Source organism: Pseudomonas sp. FW305-7 (assembly GCF_058786735.1).
Window position 1 is genome coordinate 81,459 of record NZ_JBYSZA010000015.1, and the last position, 17,883, is coordinate 99,341.

The 17,883-nt window shown below is 59.8% G+C and carries 14 protein-coding genes and 1 tRNA gene; 2 read left to right on the top strand and 13 right to left on the bottom strand.

What is annotated here, in order from left to right:
• Nucleotides 1-80: 80 nt before the first annotated feature.
• Entirely contained in the window at nucleotides 81-995 is a 915-nt protein-coding gene (locus AC3WMT_RS18415; RefSeq protein WP_103304430.1) for a LysR family transcriptional regulator, read from the bottom strand.
• A gap of 169 nt (nucleotides 996-1,164) precedes the next feature.
• On the opposite strand from AC3WMT_RS18415, the gene AC3WMT_RS18420 reads away from it, so the two are divergent.
• Both AC3WMT_RS18420 and AC3WMT_RS18425 read left to right on the top strand, forming a co-directional pair.
• Complete coding sequence (locus AC3WMT_RS18420) at nucleotides 1,165-2,448, top strand: aspartate aminotransferase family protein (protein ID WP_103304429.1); 1,284 nt, start codon at nucleotides 1,165-1,167, stop codon at nucleotides 2,446-2,448.
• A gap of 198 nt (nucleotides 2,449-2,646) precedes the next feature.
• Entirely contained in the window at nucleotides 2,647-2,805 is a 159-nt protein-coding gene (locus AC3WMT_RS18425; protein ID WP_003228885.1) for a YqaE/Pmp3 family membrane protein, read from the top strand.
• A 137-nt stretch (nucleotides 2,806-2,942) separates the two neighbouring features.
• Here the strand turns inward: AC3WMT_RS18425 and AC3WMT_RS18430 are convergent, their stop codons facing one another.
• The 12 genes from AC3WMT_RS18430 to AC3WMT_RS18485 form a co-directional block, all read right to left on the bottom strand.
• Nucleotides 2,943-4,742: a S9 family peptidase gene (locus AC3WMT_RS18430; RefSeq protein ID WP_103304428.1), complete on the bottom strand. Its 1,800-nt coding sequence runs from the start codon at nucleotides 4,740-4,742 to the stop codon at nucleotides 2,943-2,945.
• Nucleotides 4,708-5,844: a pyrroloquinoline quinone biosynthesis protein PqqE gene (gene pqqE, locus AC3WMT_RS18435; protein WP_371919314.1), complete on the bottom strand. Its 1,137-nt coding sequence runs from the start codon at nucleotides 5,842-5,844 to the stop codon at nucleotides 4,708-4,710. Before pqqE ends, AC3WMT_RS18430 begins: the two co-directional genes overlap by 35 nt.
• Nucleotides 5,845-5,851: 7 nt before the next feature.
• Nucleotides 5,852-6,127: a pyrroloquinoline quinone biosynthesis peptide chaperone PqqD gene (gene pqqD / locus AC3WMT_RS18440; RefSeq protein ID WP_103304426.1), complete on the bottom strand. Its 276-nt coding sequence runs from the start codon at nucleotides 6,125-6,127 to the stop codon at nucleotides 5,852-5,854.
• Complete coding sequence (pqqC, locus tag AC3WMT_RS18445; RefSeq protein ID WP_103304425.1) at nucleotides 6,124-6,876, bottom strand: pyrroloquinoline-quinone synthase PqqC; 753 nt, start codon at nucleotides 6,874-6,876, stop codon at nucleotides 6,124-6,126. Before pqqC ends, pqqD begins: the two co-directional genes overlap by 4 nt.
• Nucleotides 6,877-7,012: 136 nt before the next feature.
• Nucleotides 7,013-7,924, bottom strand: a complete 912-nt coding sequence (gene pqqB, locus AC3WMT_RS18450) for a pyrroloquinoline quinone biosynthesis protein PqqB (RefSeq protein ID WP_103304424.1) — start codon at nucleotides 7,922-7,924, stop codon at nucleotides 7,013-7,015.
• 81 nt (nucleotides 7,925-8,005) lie between these two features.
• Complete coding sequence (gene pqqA / locus AC3WMT_RS18455; RefSeq protein WP_003422658.1) at nucleotides 8,006-8,080, bottom strand: pyrroloquinoline quinone precursor peptide PqqA; 75 nt, start codon at nucleotides 8,078-8,080, stop codon at nucleotides 8,006-8,008.
• A 156-nt stretch (nucleotides 8,081-8,236) separates the two neighbouring features.
• Nucleotides 8,237-10,654, bottom strand: a complete 2,418-nt coding sequence (gene pqqF / locus AC3WMT_RS18460; protein ID WP_103304423.1) for a pyrroloquinoline quinone biosynthesis protein PqqF — start codon at nucleotides 10,652-10,654, stop codon at nucleotides 8,237-8,239.
• 38 nt (nucleotides 10,655-10,692) lie between these two features.
• A complete protein-coding gene (locus AC3WMT_RS18465; RefSeq protein WP_103304422.1) occupies nucleotides 10,693-11,487 on the bottom strand; it encodes a carbon-nitrogen hydrolase family protein in 795 nt (264 codons plus the stop codon).
• A gap of 12 nt (nucleotides 11,488-11,499) precedes the next feature.
• Nucleotides 11,500-13,182 carry a flavin monoamine oxidase family protein gene (locus AC3WMT_RS18470; protein ID WP_103304421.1) on the bottom strand — a complete coding sequence of 561 codons (1,683 nt, stop codon included), beginning with the start codon at nucleotides 13,180-13,182 and terminating at the stop codon, nucleotides 11,500-11,502.
• A 223-nt stretch (nucleotides 13,183-13,405) separates the two neighbouring features.
• Complete coding sequence (locus AC3WMT_RS18475) at nucleotides 13,406-13,867, bottom strand: Lrp/AsnC family transcriptional regulator (RefSeq protein ID WP_103304420.1); 462 nt, start codon at nucleotides 13,865-13,867, stop codon at nucleotides 13,406-13,408.
• Nucleotides 13,868-13,998: 131 nt separating this feature from the next.
• Nucleotides 13,999-14,075: transfer RNA gene (locus AC3WMT_RS18480), tRNA-Ile, on the bottom strand.
• A 15-nt stretch (nucleotides 14,076-14,090) separates the two neighbouring features.
• Nucleotides 14,091-17,837 carry a bifunctional diguanylate cyclase/phosphodiesterase gene (locus AC3WMT_RS18485; protein ID WP_103304419.1) on the bottom strand — a complete coding sequence of 1,249 codons (3,747 nt, stop codon included), beginning with the start codon at nucleotides 17,835-17,837 and terminating at the stop codon, nucleotides 14,091-14,093.
• Nucleotides 17,838-17,883 lie beyond the last annotated feature (46 nt).

The following is a 17,883-nucleotide window of genomic DNA, read 5'->3' on the forward strand; positions in this document are numbered from 1 at the left end:
GCGGAGTGAAATGGATGTCAGGGAAACAGTCTGCAAAGCCCCGCTTCGGCGGGGTTTTCTTTTGCCTGCAGAAAAGTAAGTCAGGCCAAGGGATCGAGCGGCGGCTTTGCTTCACGCTCCATCACTTCCTCCAGCAGCGTGCGCAACAGCGCCAAAGAGGCTTGTTGGCGCTGCACGTCACGACAGACCAAGCCAACCTTTAACGGCACCCGTGGCTCGCTCAGCGGTTTCCACAGCAGATCCTGATCGTCGTACTCCTTCTGCGAACGCCCGGGCAGCACCGTCGCCAGTTTGGTGTGCGGCAGACTGTCGAGAATCCCCAGCATATTGTTCAACTCGGCTTGCACTTGCGGGCGACGACCGAGGCTGGTCAGTTGCGCCTGCCAGATCTGGCGGATCTGAAATTCCTCGCCCAACAGCAGCATGGGCAATTCCGCGGCCTGGCGAATCGAGACTTTCTTGAATTCACGCAATGGGTGATCCGCCGGGATGACCAGCGTCAGTTCATCTTCGTAGAGCATCACGCCCTGCAACCCGGGCTGACGGGGCGGCAAGTAGCTGATGCCGATGTCCAATGAACCGTTGAGCAATCGTCGTTCGATTTCCAGCCCCGTCAGTTCGTAGATCTGCACCACCAGATGCGGTTGTGCCTTGCGCACGCGCTCTAGCATTTGCGGCACCAGACTGGTGTGCACGGTCTGCAACACACCGATTGCCAGCGTGCGCAGTGCCTGGCCCTTGAAGTTGCCCAACGCCTCGCGCGCGCGTTGTAAACCGTCGAGCAGTGGCAGCGCATGGTTGTACAGCGTGTGCGCGGCAAGCGTCGGCAGCAGGCGTTTGCTGCTGCGTTCAAAGAGAGTGACGTCGAGGTTCTGTTCGAGCTGACGGATCTGTTGGGAAAGCGCGGGTTGCGAGATCGACAGGCGTTCGGCGGCTCTGCCGACATGCCCTTCTTCGTAGACCGCGACGAAATAACGCAGTTGTTTAAAATCCATAAGTAACGCTTATCGAAAATGCTGAGAAATCGAAATGGCCCAAGGCCGTCAGTGAGCCTAGTCTAACCGCATTCACAAGGCTTACAGGGCCAGAAAGCGCGATGATCAGCGTCAGCTTCAAGAGTGTTTGCATAGGCAGTTCAAAAAACCTCCAGCGAGGTTTTGTTCAATGAATCTGTTCAGTTTGCGGCGCCAGACGCCGAGCCTTGATGACCTCACTTTCGAGGCCAACCCTTCAAACATCAGCGAAAACCTCAGCGCTGAGCGGCTGATGCCCAGCGTCGAAAGGCCACAACAGGTGTTCGTTCGCGGCCAAGGCTCGTGGCTGTGGGACAGCAACGACCGCGCTCACCTCGATTTCTCCCAGGCCGGCGGTGCCAACAGCCTCGGCCACAGTCCTTCGGCACTGGTCAAAGCCATCGCCAGCCAGGCCCAGGCGCTGATCAACCCCGGTTTCAATCTGCACAATCGCGGCATGCTCAGCCTCGCCGAGCGCCTGTGCGCCAGCACTTCCAGTGATCAGGCTTACCTGCTCAACAGCGGCAGCGAGGCTTGCGAGGCCGCGATCAAACTGGCACGCAAGTGGGGCCAGCTGCATCGCGGCGGCGCCTCGCGGATTATCGTTGCCAAGCAGGGTTGTCATGGCCGCAGTCTGGCGACGATATCGGCGTCGGACAGTTGTAATCTGCACAACCGTTTCGCACCTTTGCTGCCGGGCTTCGATCTGGTGCCGTTCAACGATTTGCCAGCGCTGCACGCGGCGGTCGATGCACAGACCGTGGCGATCATGCTTGAGCCGATCCAGAGCGACGCTGGTGTCATTCCTGCAACCGAGCATTACCTCAAAGGCGTCGAACGTCTGTGCCGTGAGCTGGGCATTCTGCTGATTCTCGACGAAGTGCAGACCGGCATCGGTCGCTGTGGCACCTTGCTCGCCGAACAATCCTACGGCGTGCGCGCCGATATCGTTGTGCTTGGCAAAGGCCTTGGCGGCGGCGTGCCGCTGGCGGCGCTGCTGGCGCGGGGCAAGGCATGCTGTTTCGACGCGGGCGAACTCGGCGGTACGCATCACGGCAATGCGCTGATGACCGCGGCCGGTCTGGTCGTCCTCGACAGCGTGCAAGACCGCAGCTTTCTCGAACAGGTCAAAGAAAACGGCCAACATCTGCGCGAAGGTTTAGCCCGACTGGCTCAGCGTTACGGTCACGGCGAGCTGCGTGGTCAAGGCCTGTTCTATGGACTGACCCTGTCAGACGATTGCGCCGATGCCGTCATCCACGCTGCATTGCATGAAGGCCTGCTGCTCAACGCTCCGCAAGCCAACTGCCTGCGCTTCACCCCGGCCCTGACCGTCAGCAAAACCAACATCGACGAAATGCTCCTGCGCCTGGGCCGGGCGTTCTCGCGAGTGCGCACCGCACAACTGCAATGCCGCAAAGGGATTGCCGTCTGAACTGAACCGTCCTACCCGAATTGAAGAACCGTCTCGCGGTATAACGCACGCCCCACGCCTGATTCTTTTGGCGTGGGGCGTTTTTTTTGGCAATGGATACTGGCGAACAAATGGCGATTGCACTGAACCCTGACGAACGGCGCAGGTCGATTAGCTTGTATGGCTCAAATGAGCCAACCCCCATACAGGAGCTGCCCCATGGATTTCATTCGCATCATCATCGCTATTCTGTTGCCACCACTGGGTGTGTTTCTGCAGGTCGGGTTTGGCGGGGCGTTCTGGTTGAACATTCTGCTGACGTTGTGCGGGTATATCCCGGGGATCGTGCATGCGGTGTACATCATTGCCAAACGCTGAGTACTTCGCTGCCGGATAGATCGCTATCGCTGCAAGCCAGCTCCCACAGTGGTGTCGGTCGTACACACATTTTGTGTACACCTAAAAACCTGTGGGAGCTGGCTTGCCAGCGATTGGGGCGACACGGATGCCGATTTTCAATCCCCCAAACCCATCACCCGCCGATAGAACTTCCACTCCTGCTCCAACGCATGCGCCTGATTCACTGCGCGGCGGAAGCCGTGGCGTTCATCGGCGTAGTAATGCGCCTCGACCGGGATGTTGTTCTGTTCCAATGCCGTGACCATGTCCCGCGTCTGTTGCGGCACGACGACGGCATCCAGTTCGCCCTGAAAGAAAATCACTGGCACGCGAATGTTGTTCGCGTGCAGCAGGGGTGTGCGGGCGGCGTAGCGTTCGGCGTCCTGCTCGGGATCGCCGATCAGCCAGTCCAGGTAATCGCCTTCAAACTTGTGTGTCGCCCGGGCGAGCGCGACCGGATCGCTGACCCCGTAAAGACTGGCGCCGGCGCGAAACACCTGTTGGAACGCCAAAGCGCATAGCGTCGTATAACCGCCGGCGCTGCCGCCACGGATGAACGCCTTATCGCCGTCGATCATGTCGCGTTCGGCCAGATACGCCACCACCGCGCAAGCATCCTCGACGTCTACCTCACCCCAACTCAAGTGCAATGCCTGCCGATATTCCCGGCCATAACCACTGCTGCCGCGATAGTTGAGGTCAGCGACGGCGAAGCCGCGCTGCGTCCAGTACTGGATGCGTGGGTCGAGTATCGGGTAGCACGCTGACGTCGGGCCACCGTGGATGAACACCACCAGCGGCGGTTTCGCCTCATCGTTCATGGCTGGATAGAAGAACCCATGCGCTTCGCCCGAACCGCTCGGGTAACGCAGGGTTTGTGGACGGCTGATACGTTCGGCGGGCAACGGTGCAACCCCGCCGGCCAGCACTTTGACTGCGTGGGTCGTTCGATCAATGGCGATCACTGCCGAAGGACTGATCGGCGAGGCCGCAATGCAATAGATGAAATGCTGATCCAGCGCCAGATGACGAAAGCGGCTGTAGTCGCCGGTGAAGTCTTCGCCATCCAGCGCGAGGCGACCGAAACCGCCCTCGCTCCAACTGGCAAGGTAGGACTCGCCAACCGGTAACCAGGTGCACCCTCCGAGTTGCCAAGGTGCCGGTGCATGGTCGGCCTCGGCACTTGGCAAAAGCTGCAGGCCGTCAGATGTCTCAACCCACGGTTGCCAGAATCCGCCACGATCGGTCAGGCAATACAAACGGCCTTCAGCATCGAAACGCGGCTGTTGAATGGATTCCTCAAGCCGTTCGCCCGCCACGCAACGGGGCGCCGAAAAATCACCTTCAGCCACCATCAAGCGGGTCGATGTCCACGGCTGATGCGGGCGACTCCACTCGATCCACGCTAGACGCTGACCATCCGGACTTATCGTCGGTGCGGCGTAAAAATCCGCACCTTCGGCCAGCAGATGACGTTTGCCATCCGCCAGATCAATCGCCACCAGCCGATGCGTGTCGTGCTGTTCTTCAACCGCCAAAACCTGCCCATCGGCGAAATGCAGATCACCGTAACGGCACTCACCCGATGTCAGCGCTTCAGGATCGCCATTCAGCGCCTGCCGATACAACTGCTGATCCGCCTCAGCGACGAAAACCACACCGTCAGGCGTCAGACAAAACGCGCCACCGCCATATTCGTACACCCGACTACGCACGCTGAAACCAGCAGGCGTCAGACATTTTGCCGCGCCGTCACGCCAATGCCAGATCCGGCACGCCGCATCTTCGGGGCGATATTCATTCCAGAACAAGCCGTTGGCGCCGAGTTGCAGTTCGGCGAAATCCATGCCGGCGGCGACGGCTTGCGAGGCGCTGAAAGGCTCAGCCCTTGGCGATGAGGCGCGAGTTTCGTTCATTGCGGAAGGCCAGTTGTTCAATGGTTTGAGTGGCGGTCTCGGCTTCTTCGCGGGCCTTGAGGATCACACCGTGATGTTCGGACTTGCTGCATACCGGGTCGGCATTGCTCGCATCACCGGTAAGCATGAAGGCCTGGCAGCGGCAGCCGCCGAAGTCCTTTTCTTTCTCATCACACGAACGGCACGGCTCGGGCATCCAGTCGTAACCGCGAAAGCGGTTGAAGCCGAACGAGTCGTACCAGATGTGCTGCATGCTGTGATCGCGCACGTTGGGAAATTGTACCGGCAGCTGTCGGGCGCCATGACAGGGCAGGGCGGTGCCGTCCGGCGTGACCGTCAGAAAAATGCTGCCCCAGCCGTTCATACAGGCTTTCGGGCGTTCTTCGTAATAGTCCGGGGTGACGAAAATCAGCTTGCACGGATGCCCTTCGGCTTCCAGTTTCGCCCGGTATTCGTTGGTGATGCGTTCGGCGCGCACCAGTTGTTCCTTGGTCGGCAACAGGCCGACACGATTGAGCTGCGCCCAACCGTAAAACTGGCAGGTGGCGAGCTCGACGAAGTCGGCCTCAAGCGCGATGCACAGTTCGATGATGCGGTCGATCTTGTCGATGTTGTGCCGATGGGTGACGAAGTTCAGCACCATCGGATAGCCGTGGGCCTTCACCGCACGGGCCATCTCCAGCTTCTGCGCGAAGGCCTTTTTCGAGCCAGCGAGCAGGTTGTTCACTTGCTCGTCGCTGGCCTGGAAACTGATCTGAATGTGATCGAGGCCGGCCTTTTTGAAGTCGCTGATTTTCTGCTCGGTCAGACCGATGCCGGAAGTGATCAGGTTGGTGTAGAAGCCCAACTGCCGCGCTTCATGAATCAGCTCGGCGAGGTCCTGACGCACCAGTGGCTCACCGCCGGAAAAGCCCAACTGCGCCGCACCCATCTCCCGCGCCTCGCGGAATACCTTGATCCACTGCTCGGTTGTCAGCTCTTTGCCCTGCTCGGCGAAATCCAGTGGATTTGAGCAGTACGGACATTGCAACGGACAGCGGTAGGTCAGCTCGGCGAGCAGCCACAGCGGCAGGCCGATTTCCGGTTTGGCCGGGACTTGCACCGATGACTCAGGCAAGTTCGATCCAGTGCTGCGCACGGGCAACCTCCATGAATTGCTCGATGTCGTCACCGAGCTCGGGCACGCCGGGGAACTGTTCGTCGAGTTTGGCGATGATTGCCGCGACGTCGCGTTCACCGTCGATCAAGCCGCCAATCAGCGCGGCGCTTTCATTGAGCTTGATCATGCCTTCCGGATAAAGCAGCACATGGCCTTTCTGTGCCGGTTCGTACTGGAAGCGGTAACCGGGACGCCAGGTCGGGGTCTTGCTGCGGTCGAAACTCATAAGGCGATTCCTTTGTGCCAGACCCGTTGATCGGTGACGCTGTGATACGGCGGGCGGTTCAGTTCGTAGGCCATGCTCATTGCATCGAGCATGCTCCAAAGAATGTCCAGTTTGAACTGGAGAATTTCCAGCATGCGCTCCTGGCCTTCGCGCGTCTTGTAGTGCTCAAGCGTGATCGCCAGACCATGCTCGACATCACGGCGCGCCTGACCGAGGCGGGTGCGGAAATACTCATACCCGGCCGGGTCGATCCACGGGTAATGCTGCGGCCAGCTGTCGAGGCGCGATTGGTGGATCTGCGGCGCGAACAGTTCGGTCAACGAACTGCTGGCGGCTTCCTGCCAACTGGCGCGGCGGGCGAAGTTGACGTAGGCATCGACGGCGAAACGCACGCCGGGCAGCACCAGCTCCTGGGAGCGCAGTTGATCCGGATCGAGGCCAACGGCCTGGCCGAGGCGTAGCCAGGCTTCGATGCCGCCGTCTTCACCGGGAGCGCCGTCGTGGTCGAGCAGTCGCTGAATCCACTCGCGCCGGATCTCGCGATCCGGGCAATTGGCGAGAATGGCTGCGTCTTTCAGGGGGATGTTCACCTGATAGTAGAAGCGGTTGGCGACCCAGCCCTGAATCTGCTCGCGGGTGGCGCGGCCCTGATACATCGCCACGTGATACGGGTGATGGATGTGGTAATAGGCGCCTTTGGCGCGCAGGGCCGCTTCGAATTCGGCGGGGGACATTGGTTGGTCGGTCATTGCGGTTCTCCGGGGAACAACCGTTGGAATCTCTGGTGTCTATTCGGACGTCATCGCTGGCAAGCCAGCTCCCACAGGTTTTGTGTGTGCCACAGATCCAATGTGGGAGCTGGCTTGCCAGCGATGGGGCCCTCAGTTACAGCACGATACTCATGCCGTCATACGCCACTTCAACATTACGCCGCGCCAGCTCCGCACGCTCCGGCGAATCCTCATCGAGAACCGGATTGGTGTTGTTGATGTGGATAAGCACCTTGCGCTGCTCGGGAAGCTGTTCCAGCACTTCGAGCATGCCGCCAGGGCCGTTCTGCGCCAGATGGCCCATCTCGCGACCGGTACGGGTGCCGACGCCACGGCGCTGCATCTCATCGTCATCCCACATCGTGCCGTCCACCAGCAGACAATCACTGCCAGCCATGATGTCCAGCAACGGCGCGTCGACCTTGCCCAGACCCGGTGCGTAGAACAGTTTGCCGCCGGTCTGCAGGTCTTCGACGATCAGGCCGATGTTGTCGCCCGGATGCGGGTCGAAACGGTGCGGCGAGTAGGGCGGTGCAGCGCTGCGCAACGGCAGCGGCGTGAAACGCAGGTTCGGGCACGCCGCCACGGTGAAACTCTGATCGAGTTCGATGCGGTTCCAGTTCAACCCGCCGTTCCAGTGGGTGAGCATCTTGAACAGGGGGAAACCGGTGCTCAGGTCTTCGTGAACCATGTCCGTGCACCAGACCTGATGCGGGCAGCCTTCGCGCAGACTGAGCAGGCCGGTGGTGTGGTCGATCTGGCTGTCCATCAGAATGATCGCGCTGATACCGGTGTCGCGCAGGGCTCGGCCCGGTTGCATCGGGGCGAAGCTTTGCAGTTGCGCGCGGATGTCCGGCGAGGCGTTGCACAGCACCCAGTTCACACCGTCATCGGAAATCGCGATGGACGATTGGGTGCGGGCCTTGGCATTCAGGCTGCCGTCGCGAAAACCTGCGCAGTTGACGCAGTTGCAATTCCACTGCGGAAAACCGCCACCGGCGGCCGAACCCAGAATCTGGACGAACATGAACGCTCCAATCTTTCAACGCTGAAAATAAAACGCCCCGGCGAGCCGAGGCGTTGCACTGCAGTTCTACGTAAGCAGAACTCAGCGGCTGGCGAAGTACATGGTGACTTCGAAGCCGATACGCAGGTCGGTGTAAGCAGGTTTTGTCCAGGACATAAGGTGTCTCCTTCTAGTGGGTGGGATAGCGCTGTCCATAGTTATAGTCCACGGCAGCGCAGGGATGTTCCAAATAGTTAGGCGGCTATGTTACTCAAAATTTCACCGGGAATGCCTGTGAATATTCGAGAAAGCTCCTTGCAGCGTTGGTAACGATCATTTTGCTGCTTGCCAGGGTGCGCCCGGCATCGAGTCGCTGGCGAGGCAGAGCCAGCCGCCTTCGGCGCGATTTAATCGTTGCGCGGCTGCCAGCAATGCCCGGCGATCCAGTTGGCCGATCGCGGCGATCAATTGGGGCAGGTAATCCGACGAGTGGCCGGCAAGTTTTGCCTGCCAGAGCAGTTCGGCGGCGTCTTTGCCGGTCAGATTGCTCTCGTCGAATTGCTCCGCGAGTGACTGACGTAGTTGGTTGAAACCGTGGTCATCGAGGTTTTCGATCAGCGCATGAACACTGTCGAGGAACTGCTGGATATGACCGAGCAACTGAACCGGTGCAGTGTTCGGCGACTGCACGCCAAACAGCAATCCGCTTTGGCCGTGAATCTGCCGCAGGGCGCTGAATACCGCATAACCCAACTGCAATTCGACCCGCAGGCACTGATAGAACGGCGTCTGGCACAGCTGTGCGAGCAGGCGCCACGCCGCTTCGTCGGCAATTTCGCGACTGGCTGTCGGACAGAACAGCAGCAGGGCGTGTTCACTGGAGCCTGTTTCGATGTAGCTCCACAGGTGTTGAGCATTGATCGCAGGTGTTGCCGGCAATTGATTGTCCGGTGTGCCGGGGATGCGGCTCAGGGCCAGCCCCATCGCCGATTGAGTCTGCGCGCTGAGGCCCAGTGCCAGCCCGTCCCAGCGCGAAGTTGTCCACAGGTGGTTGGCGTCGCCCGACTCGGCGACCGCTGGTAGGCAACGTTGCGGCAACTCCTTGAGCAATTGGCGGATCGCTATCAACGGCGCTTCTGGCGCTGCGCTCGGAGAATCGGCATCAACCTGTGTCAGAACTTTCAGCGCATGCTCCAGAACACCGGGCATCGGCTCTTGCAGGCCGGTCAGTTTCAGCAGCCATTGAGTGCCGGTGGCACTGAAGGACAACTCGACCCCGGCCTGACGCGCGTCTTCCTGGGTTTCCCGCAGGCTGCGTTGTAGCTTGCCTTGCAGATCGGCACTGGCGGCGGCTTGCAGTTGCCAGCGCAGATAAATCGCGCCCTGATCACTGGTGTCCGGCAGCGCCTGGCTGAACTGCATCGGTGAACGCTCACGCCGGCCGCGCGAACGATCCTGGGCGAACGTGCGCAAGCCACGGTGGGCGCTGGTCTGGCCGCGAATCAAACCGGCGTTCGCCAGCGGTTCGCTGGAGCGCAGGAAAGGGTTGGCTGCCGGCAGATGCCAGTGGCTGCTGAAGTTATCCACAACGCCGATTTCGCGCAGTAGCTGTTTGAGTGCAGCGACAGCGTTTTCGGACAGTTCGCCGTCAAGCTGTTCACTGTCGAGGCGCGCCAGTTGCAGAGCGGTGCTGATCTGTTGCTGACGAGCAAGCAGCTTGGCGTATTCCTCGCGCAGCGCTGTCCAGTCCTGCTGCGCAGCAAAGAAGCTAAGCCAATCCAGCAGTTGTTCGCGAATCGCACTCATGGCTTCGCGGGGGGCAGTGAATTGCAAGTGCAGCAATGCTTGTCCGGCAAAGTGATACAGCGGTGCGGCTTTTAAGTCATCTGCGAGGTTTTGTTGCTGCAGATGGGCGAGCAAGCCGCCAGGTTTGGCGTTGTTCAACCAATGGCAAAGAAACCCCAAGGCTTCGGCGGACAAGACAGGCAACGAGTCGAAGGCAAACAGCAGATGACAACGCCGCTCGCCGGCCTGTTGATAACTTTTCACCGCCAGCGGCACCGTCGCTGCCTGGGCAACGTTATCCCCAACCGGCAGCGTCGCCGCGAATTGCTCCGCCAGGGCGCGCAATGCCTCAATGCTCTGCGGGCCGACCAGGCTCAAGGTCATTTGCCCGGTGCGATAAAACTGCTGATGGAAGTCTTGCAGTGCTTGCTGAAACGCTGGCTGCTCGACTTGCAGTGTGTCGCGGTTCCCCGCATGAAAACCGCGTAACGGATGGTTCGCAGGTAAACCCTCATACAACGCAAACGCCTGCTGCGCCTCAGGATCCTGCGACCAAGCGACAAACTCCGCGTCCAGCACTTCGCGTTCGCGCGATTGATCGTCCGGATTCATACGCGGATGGGCGAGCATGTCTGACAGACGCTCCAGTCCGCCGCTGAACGAGTGGGTTGGCAACTCAAAGAAAAAGTCGGTCGTGCGCTCGCGAGTGCTGGCATTTACCTGACCACCATGACTTTGCACGTAGGCCATCAACCCTTCACTTGCAGGAAAAAGGTCGGTGCCAAGAAACAACAAGTGCTCAAGAAAATGCGCCAGCCCCGGCCACGCCAGCGGCGCGTCGTGACTACCGGCAGCCACGCGCAACGCGGCGGCGCTGCGCTTCAAGCCGGGCACATGACGCAGGGTCACGCGCAAGCCATTGGCCAGGGTTTCAGTGTGGGGGCGGGGGTGAGTCGGCGCAGGCATGGGCACTTCCAGAACAGTGAAGTGCCAATGCTAGCGGATTAGCGCTTGTTCAGCGCGCCGTATAGCTCAGGGCGACGGTCACTGAGGTAGCGATTGGCGGCGCGGGAGTCGATCATCAACTGGCGATCCAGCTCACCGACGATCAGGGCTTCATCGAGACCGGCCTGAGCGATACGGCTGCCGTCCGGTGCGGCGATGCTGCTTTGCCCGCAATAGTGGATGTCGCCTTCATGGCCACAGTAGTTCGCGTAGGCCACGTAGCATTGGTTTTCGAAGGCGCGGGCGCGTACCGATACATCGGCGATGAAGTCGAACGGAATCATGTTCGCCGTTGGCACCAGAATCAGCTCGGCGCCATCGAGGGCGAGACGACGGGCATTTTCCGGGAATTCCAGGTCGTAACAGATCAGGAACCCGAGCTTCCAGCCGTTCAGTTCGACAACCGGAAACTCGCCTTCGCCGGGGCTGAACATCGAACGATCAAGATCCCCGAACAGATGCGTCTTGCGGTAATTGCACAGGCGCTCGCCGTTCGCGTCGATCAACTGCACGGCGTTGTAAATCTGCCCGTCGGCAGTGCGCTCGGGATAGCCGTAAAGAATCGCCAGACCAGCAGCCTTGGCGATCCGGCCAATTTGCTGCGCCCATTCACCGTTGTAGACCTCGGCCAATGTGCTGACCGCTTCGGCGCCAATGTTGTAGCCGGTCATGAACATCTCCGGCAGCACCAAGAGGTCGGCGCCCTTGGCCTCCATCGCCAGTTGATGCAGGCGTTGCAGGTTGGCGGCGGGGTCCAGTGGCAGCGGCGGACATTGGTAAAGGGCTACACGCATCAGGGATTCCTCTTACTCGGGCAGGGCGATAGGGCCGATGTCTTTGAACACATCACCCGGGCCCGGGTTCTCTTTATGTGTAGAACCGCCGAAATGTTTCATGATCCCCCACACCGCGTTGAGCGAAGTCTGCACCGCGCCTTCGACCCACGCCGGGGTCCACGACACGTCGTCGCCGGCGATGAAAATCCCGCGCTGCTCGGCCGGCATGTCGTCCTGCATGAAGTGCGCGTACATGCGCTGGTTATAGCGATAGTGACCAGGCAGGGCGCCCTTGAACGCGCCGAGGAAGTACGGATCGGCTTCCCACGACACGGTGATCGGATCGCCGATGATCCGCGCGGCGATGTCGACTTTCGGGTAAATCTTCTTCAACGCATTCAGCGCCAGTTCAACGCGTTTTTCCACCGGGTGCGGCAGCATCTTCAACGCGTCGCTCATCCACGAGTACGACAGGCAGATCACGCCCGGCTTGTCGTCGCCGTTGTCGAACAGATAAGTGCCACGAGTCAGGCGGTCGGTGAGGGTCATGCTCATGAGGTCGCGGCCGGTTTCCGGATCCTTGTCCTTCCAGAACGGCCGGTCGACCATCACGAAAGTCTTCGATGACTGCATATAGCGGGTGCGATCGAGCGCCATCCACATCTTCTGCGAGAACAGAGTTTCGTCGCATTCGATCTGGGTGGTCAGCAGCCAGCTCTGGCACGTGGTCAGCACGGCGGCGTATTCGCGGGTGTCGCCGTTGTTGTCGGTGACGGCGAAACGGCCATCCGGTGCGTGAGCGATTTTCTTCACGCCGGAACGCGGCGCGCCACGGTGCAGAGACTTCAGGCTGGTGCCTTGCGGCCAATGCACGCAGCGTTCCGGTGCATGGCGCCAGATGCCTTGTGGCACTTGCTCGACGCCGCCGACCACCAGGTGCTGGTGATCGTCGCAGTTGGTCATCACCACACGGAAGATTTCCAGCATCGAGTTGGGGAAATCCGAGTCCCAGCCGCCGGTACCAAAACCGACCTGACCGAACACTTCGCGGTGATGGAACGACAGCTTGGCAAAGGCTTCGGAGGTGGCGACGAAATCGTAGAACGTGCGGTCGTCCCACAGTGGCACCAAGGTGTTCCACAACTCTTTAAGGCGCGGTACATCGCGGTCGCGGATGGCTTGCTGGATATCGGAGAACTGCGAACCTGCTTCCAAGGCATCCGCCCAGGCGTCAGCCACTTCCTGGAACAGTGCAGGAAGGTCGGCCAGTTTCTGTGCGTAATGGGTTTTGCCTTCCAGATCGATCACGGTGCTGCCGGAGGCCGGTGTCAGTGGGTTCGGGAAAGGTTTGGTTTCCAGCCCGAGCTTGTCGACGTAGTGATAAAACGCCGTGGAAGACACCGGGAAACGCATGCCACCGAGTTCGGCGACGATGCCATCAGTGCCATTGAACGCTTGCGAACGCAGACGGCCACCCAGCTTGGAAGCCTCGTAAACCACCGGCTTCAGGCCAAGCTTCATCAACTCGTAAGCGGCCACCAGACCGGCAACGCCCGCGCCGACAATCGCCACTTCAGCGCCGTGATTGTGTTCAGGAATGCTGCCGAGGCCAGCCGGGTGTTCGATCCAGTCGTCGAAAGCGAACGGAAAGTCCGGGCCGAAAATGGTGACTGGTTTCTTACCGTCTGCAGGATGGCGATTGTTCTTGTTCATGGCTGACCTTGCTGGCGACCCGACGCGGGATGCGCGTCTGAGTATAGGAAAAGATGCCAGCCATTTTAGGGAGCGTAGAACACGTTAATAAGACGCAAAGTGTCGTCGTTTTGATAATTAATTGAACAGAGTGACGATATTCGACTTCACTTCGATCATTGTGGGAGCGGGCTTGCCCGCGATGAGGCCCTGAAATTCAACCGAGAAATCTCGGTGAAAATATTCAAACCGGCTGCCCCCGATCAATCTTGCTACTCAAAATGATCGAAGTCGTCGTCTTCTCCACCCCATCCACACTCCCGATCTGATCCAGCAACTGATCCAGCTGCTCCGGCGAATCGGTGCGCAACCACGCCACATAATCAAATTCGCCACTCACCGCACACAATTGCTGCACCTGCGCCATCGCACTCAAGCGACGCAACACTTCCTTGCCGGAACGCGGCTGCACCTTGATCCCGACATAAGCCTGCAACCCGCCATCGACCAAACGCTGACCGAGGCGAACGCCATAACCGGTGATGACTTTGGTCTTTTCCAGCCGCGCCAACCGCGAAGTCACGGTGGTGCGCGCGATGCCCAACTGCCGGGCGAGCATGGCCACGCTCTCGCGGGCGTTGATCTGCAGGGCAGCGATCAACTGACGGTCGATTTCATCAAGTACGGGCGGGCGGGTGTCTGGCAAGGGAGCGGCTCCATGGGACGCGGATCTTTGGGCGAGCATGTTACAGCTTCAACCCGCAAAATATGGAAGCCCCTTATTGGTCGGGGCTAAACGCAGAAACGAAAAAGCCGCGCAATGCGCGGCTTTCAATTTGGTGGGCCCACACGGACTTGAACCGTGGACCAAAGGATTATGAGTCCTCTGCTCTAACCAACTGAGCTATAGGCCCTCAGTAGGCCGCGGATTATAGCGACGGTTTCTCGGCTGTGCTATCCGAATAATCCGATACGGTTACACGAAGAAATGTTGCGGCGAATTCTTCCGGCGGTAACGGCAGGCTGACGATGTAGCCCTGGATCTGTTCGCAGCCTTCGGCGGCGAGGAATTGTTGTTGCGCCCGGGTTTCCACACCCTCGGCGATCACGGTGAATTGCATGCTCCGGCCCAGTGCGATGATGGCGCGGACAATCGCTGCGTCGTGGGGGTCATCGGGCAGTCCGCGGACGAAAGACTGGTCGATTTTGAGGATGTCCAGCGGCAGGCGTTTGAGGTAACTGAGTGAGGAATAGCCTGTGCCGAAGTCGTCGATTGCCAGTTGCACACCGAGGTGCTTGAGTTGGTGCAGCACCGCCAGCGCCTCTTCGGCCTGACTCATGATGAAGTTCTCGGTAATTTCCAGTTGCAGTAAATCCGGCCTCAAGCGGTTTTCCTTGAGCAGTTGCTCGATGCGTCCGAGCAGGTTCGGTTGACGCAGTTGGGCACCTGCGAGGTTGACGGACAGCGGCCCAAGGCTGTCGTAGATCTGGCCCCACTCGAACATTTGTCGGCACGCGGTCTCCAGCACCCAATCACCGATCTGCAGGATCATGCCGTTCTCTTCGGCCAGTGGAATGAAGTGCTCTGGCGGCACTTCGCCAAAAGTCGGATGCCGCCAGCGGATCAGCGCTTCGGCGCCGACCAGGCGGTGATCGTCGAGGCTGATTTTCGGTTGGTAGTAGAGGAACAATTCATCGCGTTCGATGGCTCGACGCAGTTCGTGCTCCAGTGCCACGCGTTCGATGGCTTGCGCGGTGAGGTCGCGAGTGTAGCTCTCGACCCGGTTGCGGCCTTTGGCTTTGGAGCGATACATCGCCGCGTCGGCGTTTTTCACCAACGTGGCCACGTCGCAGCCGTCGCGTGGGTACAGGCTGGTGCCGATGCTGGCACTGATGAAAAACTCGTGCTCGCCGGCCTGGAAGGGGGCCCCGAAACAATTGAGCAGTTTCAGCGCGATGTTATCGGCGTCGCTGGCCTGCTGCAGGCCGGGCAACAGGATGATGAACTCATCACCGCCCAGGCGAGCGACGGTGTCGATGTCGCGCAGTTGTTCTTTCAGGCGCACCGCGATGCCTTTGAGCAGCAAGTCGCCGACCGGGTGACCGAGGCTGTCGTTGATGTGTTTGAAGCGATCAAGATCGAGAAACAGCACGGCACCCTGACCGCCGTTTTCCTGCTGACTGTTCAGCGCCATCAACAGGCGGCTTTCGAACAGCGTCCGGTTCGGCAGGCCCGTGAGCGGGTCATGGTGAGCCTGATAATCGAGTTTCGCCTGGGCGTGCTTGAGGCTGGAGATGTCGGCAAACACGGCGACAAAGTGCGTGATGAACTTGTCGCGGTTACGCACGGCGCTGATGGTCAGCCAGCTCGGATACAGCTCGCCGTTCTTGCGTCGGTTGGATATCTCGCCTTGCCAGTGACCTTCGTCGGTCAATTGGTGCCACATCGCCGCATAAAACGCGCTGTCGTGCAGGCCCGAGGCGAGCAGGCGTGGGGTGTGGCCGAGGGCTTCGCTTTCCGTGTAGCCGGTGATCTCGGTGAAAGCACGGTTGACGGCGCTGATGTGCTGCTGGGTATCGGTGATCAATACGCCTTCGGCAGTGCTCTCGAATACCGTGGCGGCCTGTTGCAGCTTTTCCTGCATCAGATGACGTTCGGTGATGTCGCGGGCGATGGTCAGCATGCAGTCTTCTTCGCCGATCGGTAGCGGCCGGGCGGATACTTCGCAGAGGCGGATCTGCCCGTCGCTACGGCGAATATGGCAGCTGAAATCGCGAACGAAGCCGTCACGGTGCAGCAGGTCGAGCATCTGTTTGCGTTCGTTGAGGTTGACCCAGATCCCCAGGTCCAGCGCCGAGCGGTCGACCGACATGGCGCTGTTGAACCCTGTGATGCGGCTGAAACCTTCGTTGACCTCCAGCAGCAAACCGTCACTCTGGCGCGATAGCAGCAAGCCGTCCGGCGAGGCATGAAAGGCCTTGGCAAACTTCTCTTCCGAGGTTTGCAGTTGCTGTTGGGTTTCCTTGAGCTGAGTGATGTCACGCACCACCACCACCAAGGCTGGCGTGGTGTCGAGGTCGAAGGGTTCGGCGGAGATCAGGCCGGTAAACACCTGACCGTTGTTGCGGCGAAAGGGCATCTCCAGGTTGCGGATGCTGCCGGCCTGCAAACGCTGCAACAGGCCCGGGCCCACGCCGGGAATGCCCCAGATGTTCAGCTCGGTGGCTGTCTGACCGATGACCTCTTCTGCTTTCAGTCCGATCTGTTCCTCAAAGGCTTCGTTGACCTCCAGCAGGCAGCCGTCGGACAGCCGCGCGATCACTAGAATGTCCGGGCATTGCTGAAAGACCGAGGCGAATTTCTGCTCCGACAGCCGCAACGCTTCTTCGGTGCGCTTGGTTTCGCTGATGTCGATCATCAACCCGCGCATCACCGGTTCATGGCCGTGCTCGATCAGGCTGACGATGTCGCGTACCCACAAGCAGCGACCATCGGCGGTGATCACCCGGTAATCGAGGCTGTGATCGCGTCCGGCCAACACTTCGTGATCACAGAAGCTTTGGGCGCGGGTCAGGTCGGCGGGATGGATGATGTTGCGCCAGAACCCCGGAATCAGCCAATGCGACAGTGGGTAGCCGAGCAGATCTTCGGCATGCGGAGAGACATAGCTGTAGGTGAAGTCGCTCATCCGCGCTTCCCAGGCAATGGCCGACAGGCTCTCTACCAGACCGCGATAGTGATATTCGCTGCTGCGCAGTTCCTGTTCGAGGTCGATGCGTCGGGCAATTTCCGAACTCAAGCGCCGGTTGATGCGGATGACCACTGCCAGAATGATCACCAGCAACAACAGGCCGGGCAGGCCGTAAATCAGCAGATCAGACCAGAATGTCCGATGATCGAGAACGTTGCCCACCCAATGTTCTTGGATGCTGCTGATTTCCTCCGGGGTCATGTCGGCGAGGACTTTGTCCAGAATCCCCGCCAGCACTTTGTTGTCTCGGGGCACGCCCATTGCCAGTTGGTAGCGATACGGGGTTTCGCCGCTGACATACAAGCCGTCGAGTTTCAGTTGGCGCAGACTCCAGACACTGGAAGCAAGGTCGCCCACCACGGCATCCACTTCATCGGTTGCCAATGCCTGTAACGCCGAACTGACGTTAGGCATGGCCACCAGGTTCAGATCCGGGTGATGGGTGCGCAGCAACTCGTGGGGTGCATAGTTTTCCACCACGGCGATCTTCAAACCGTACAGATCTTCGAGTTTGCGCGGTTGGGCGCCACCGACGTGGGCCAGAATGACGATCGGGAAGTCGAGATAGGGACGGGTGAATGACAGGTAGGTCTGGCGTTCCGGAGTGGACATGATGCCCGGCAGCAGGTCGATCTTGCCTGCTTTTACCTGTTCCAGCACCACCGTCCAGCTCACCGGCTCGATGGGGGTGAGCTTGATCGCCAGGCGTTGGCGAATCACATCGATATAGTCCGCCGCGAGCCCCTGATAACGCGCCTGGTCATCGCGAAACTCGAAGGGCGGCCACGACGCATCTACACCCAGGCGCAAGTCCGGATGAGCCGCCAGCCAGCTACGTTCTTCATCGGTCAGAGTCAGCGCGTCAGCCGTTGCGGTCCAGATCATCAGTGACAGCAAAAAAAGCACGGACGCCAATCTGGGCATAACGCTCTCGTTATGGCTCGGGGATGATTGTTTCGAGTGTAGACGT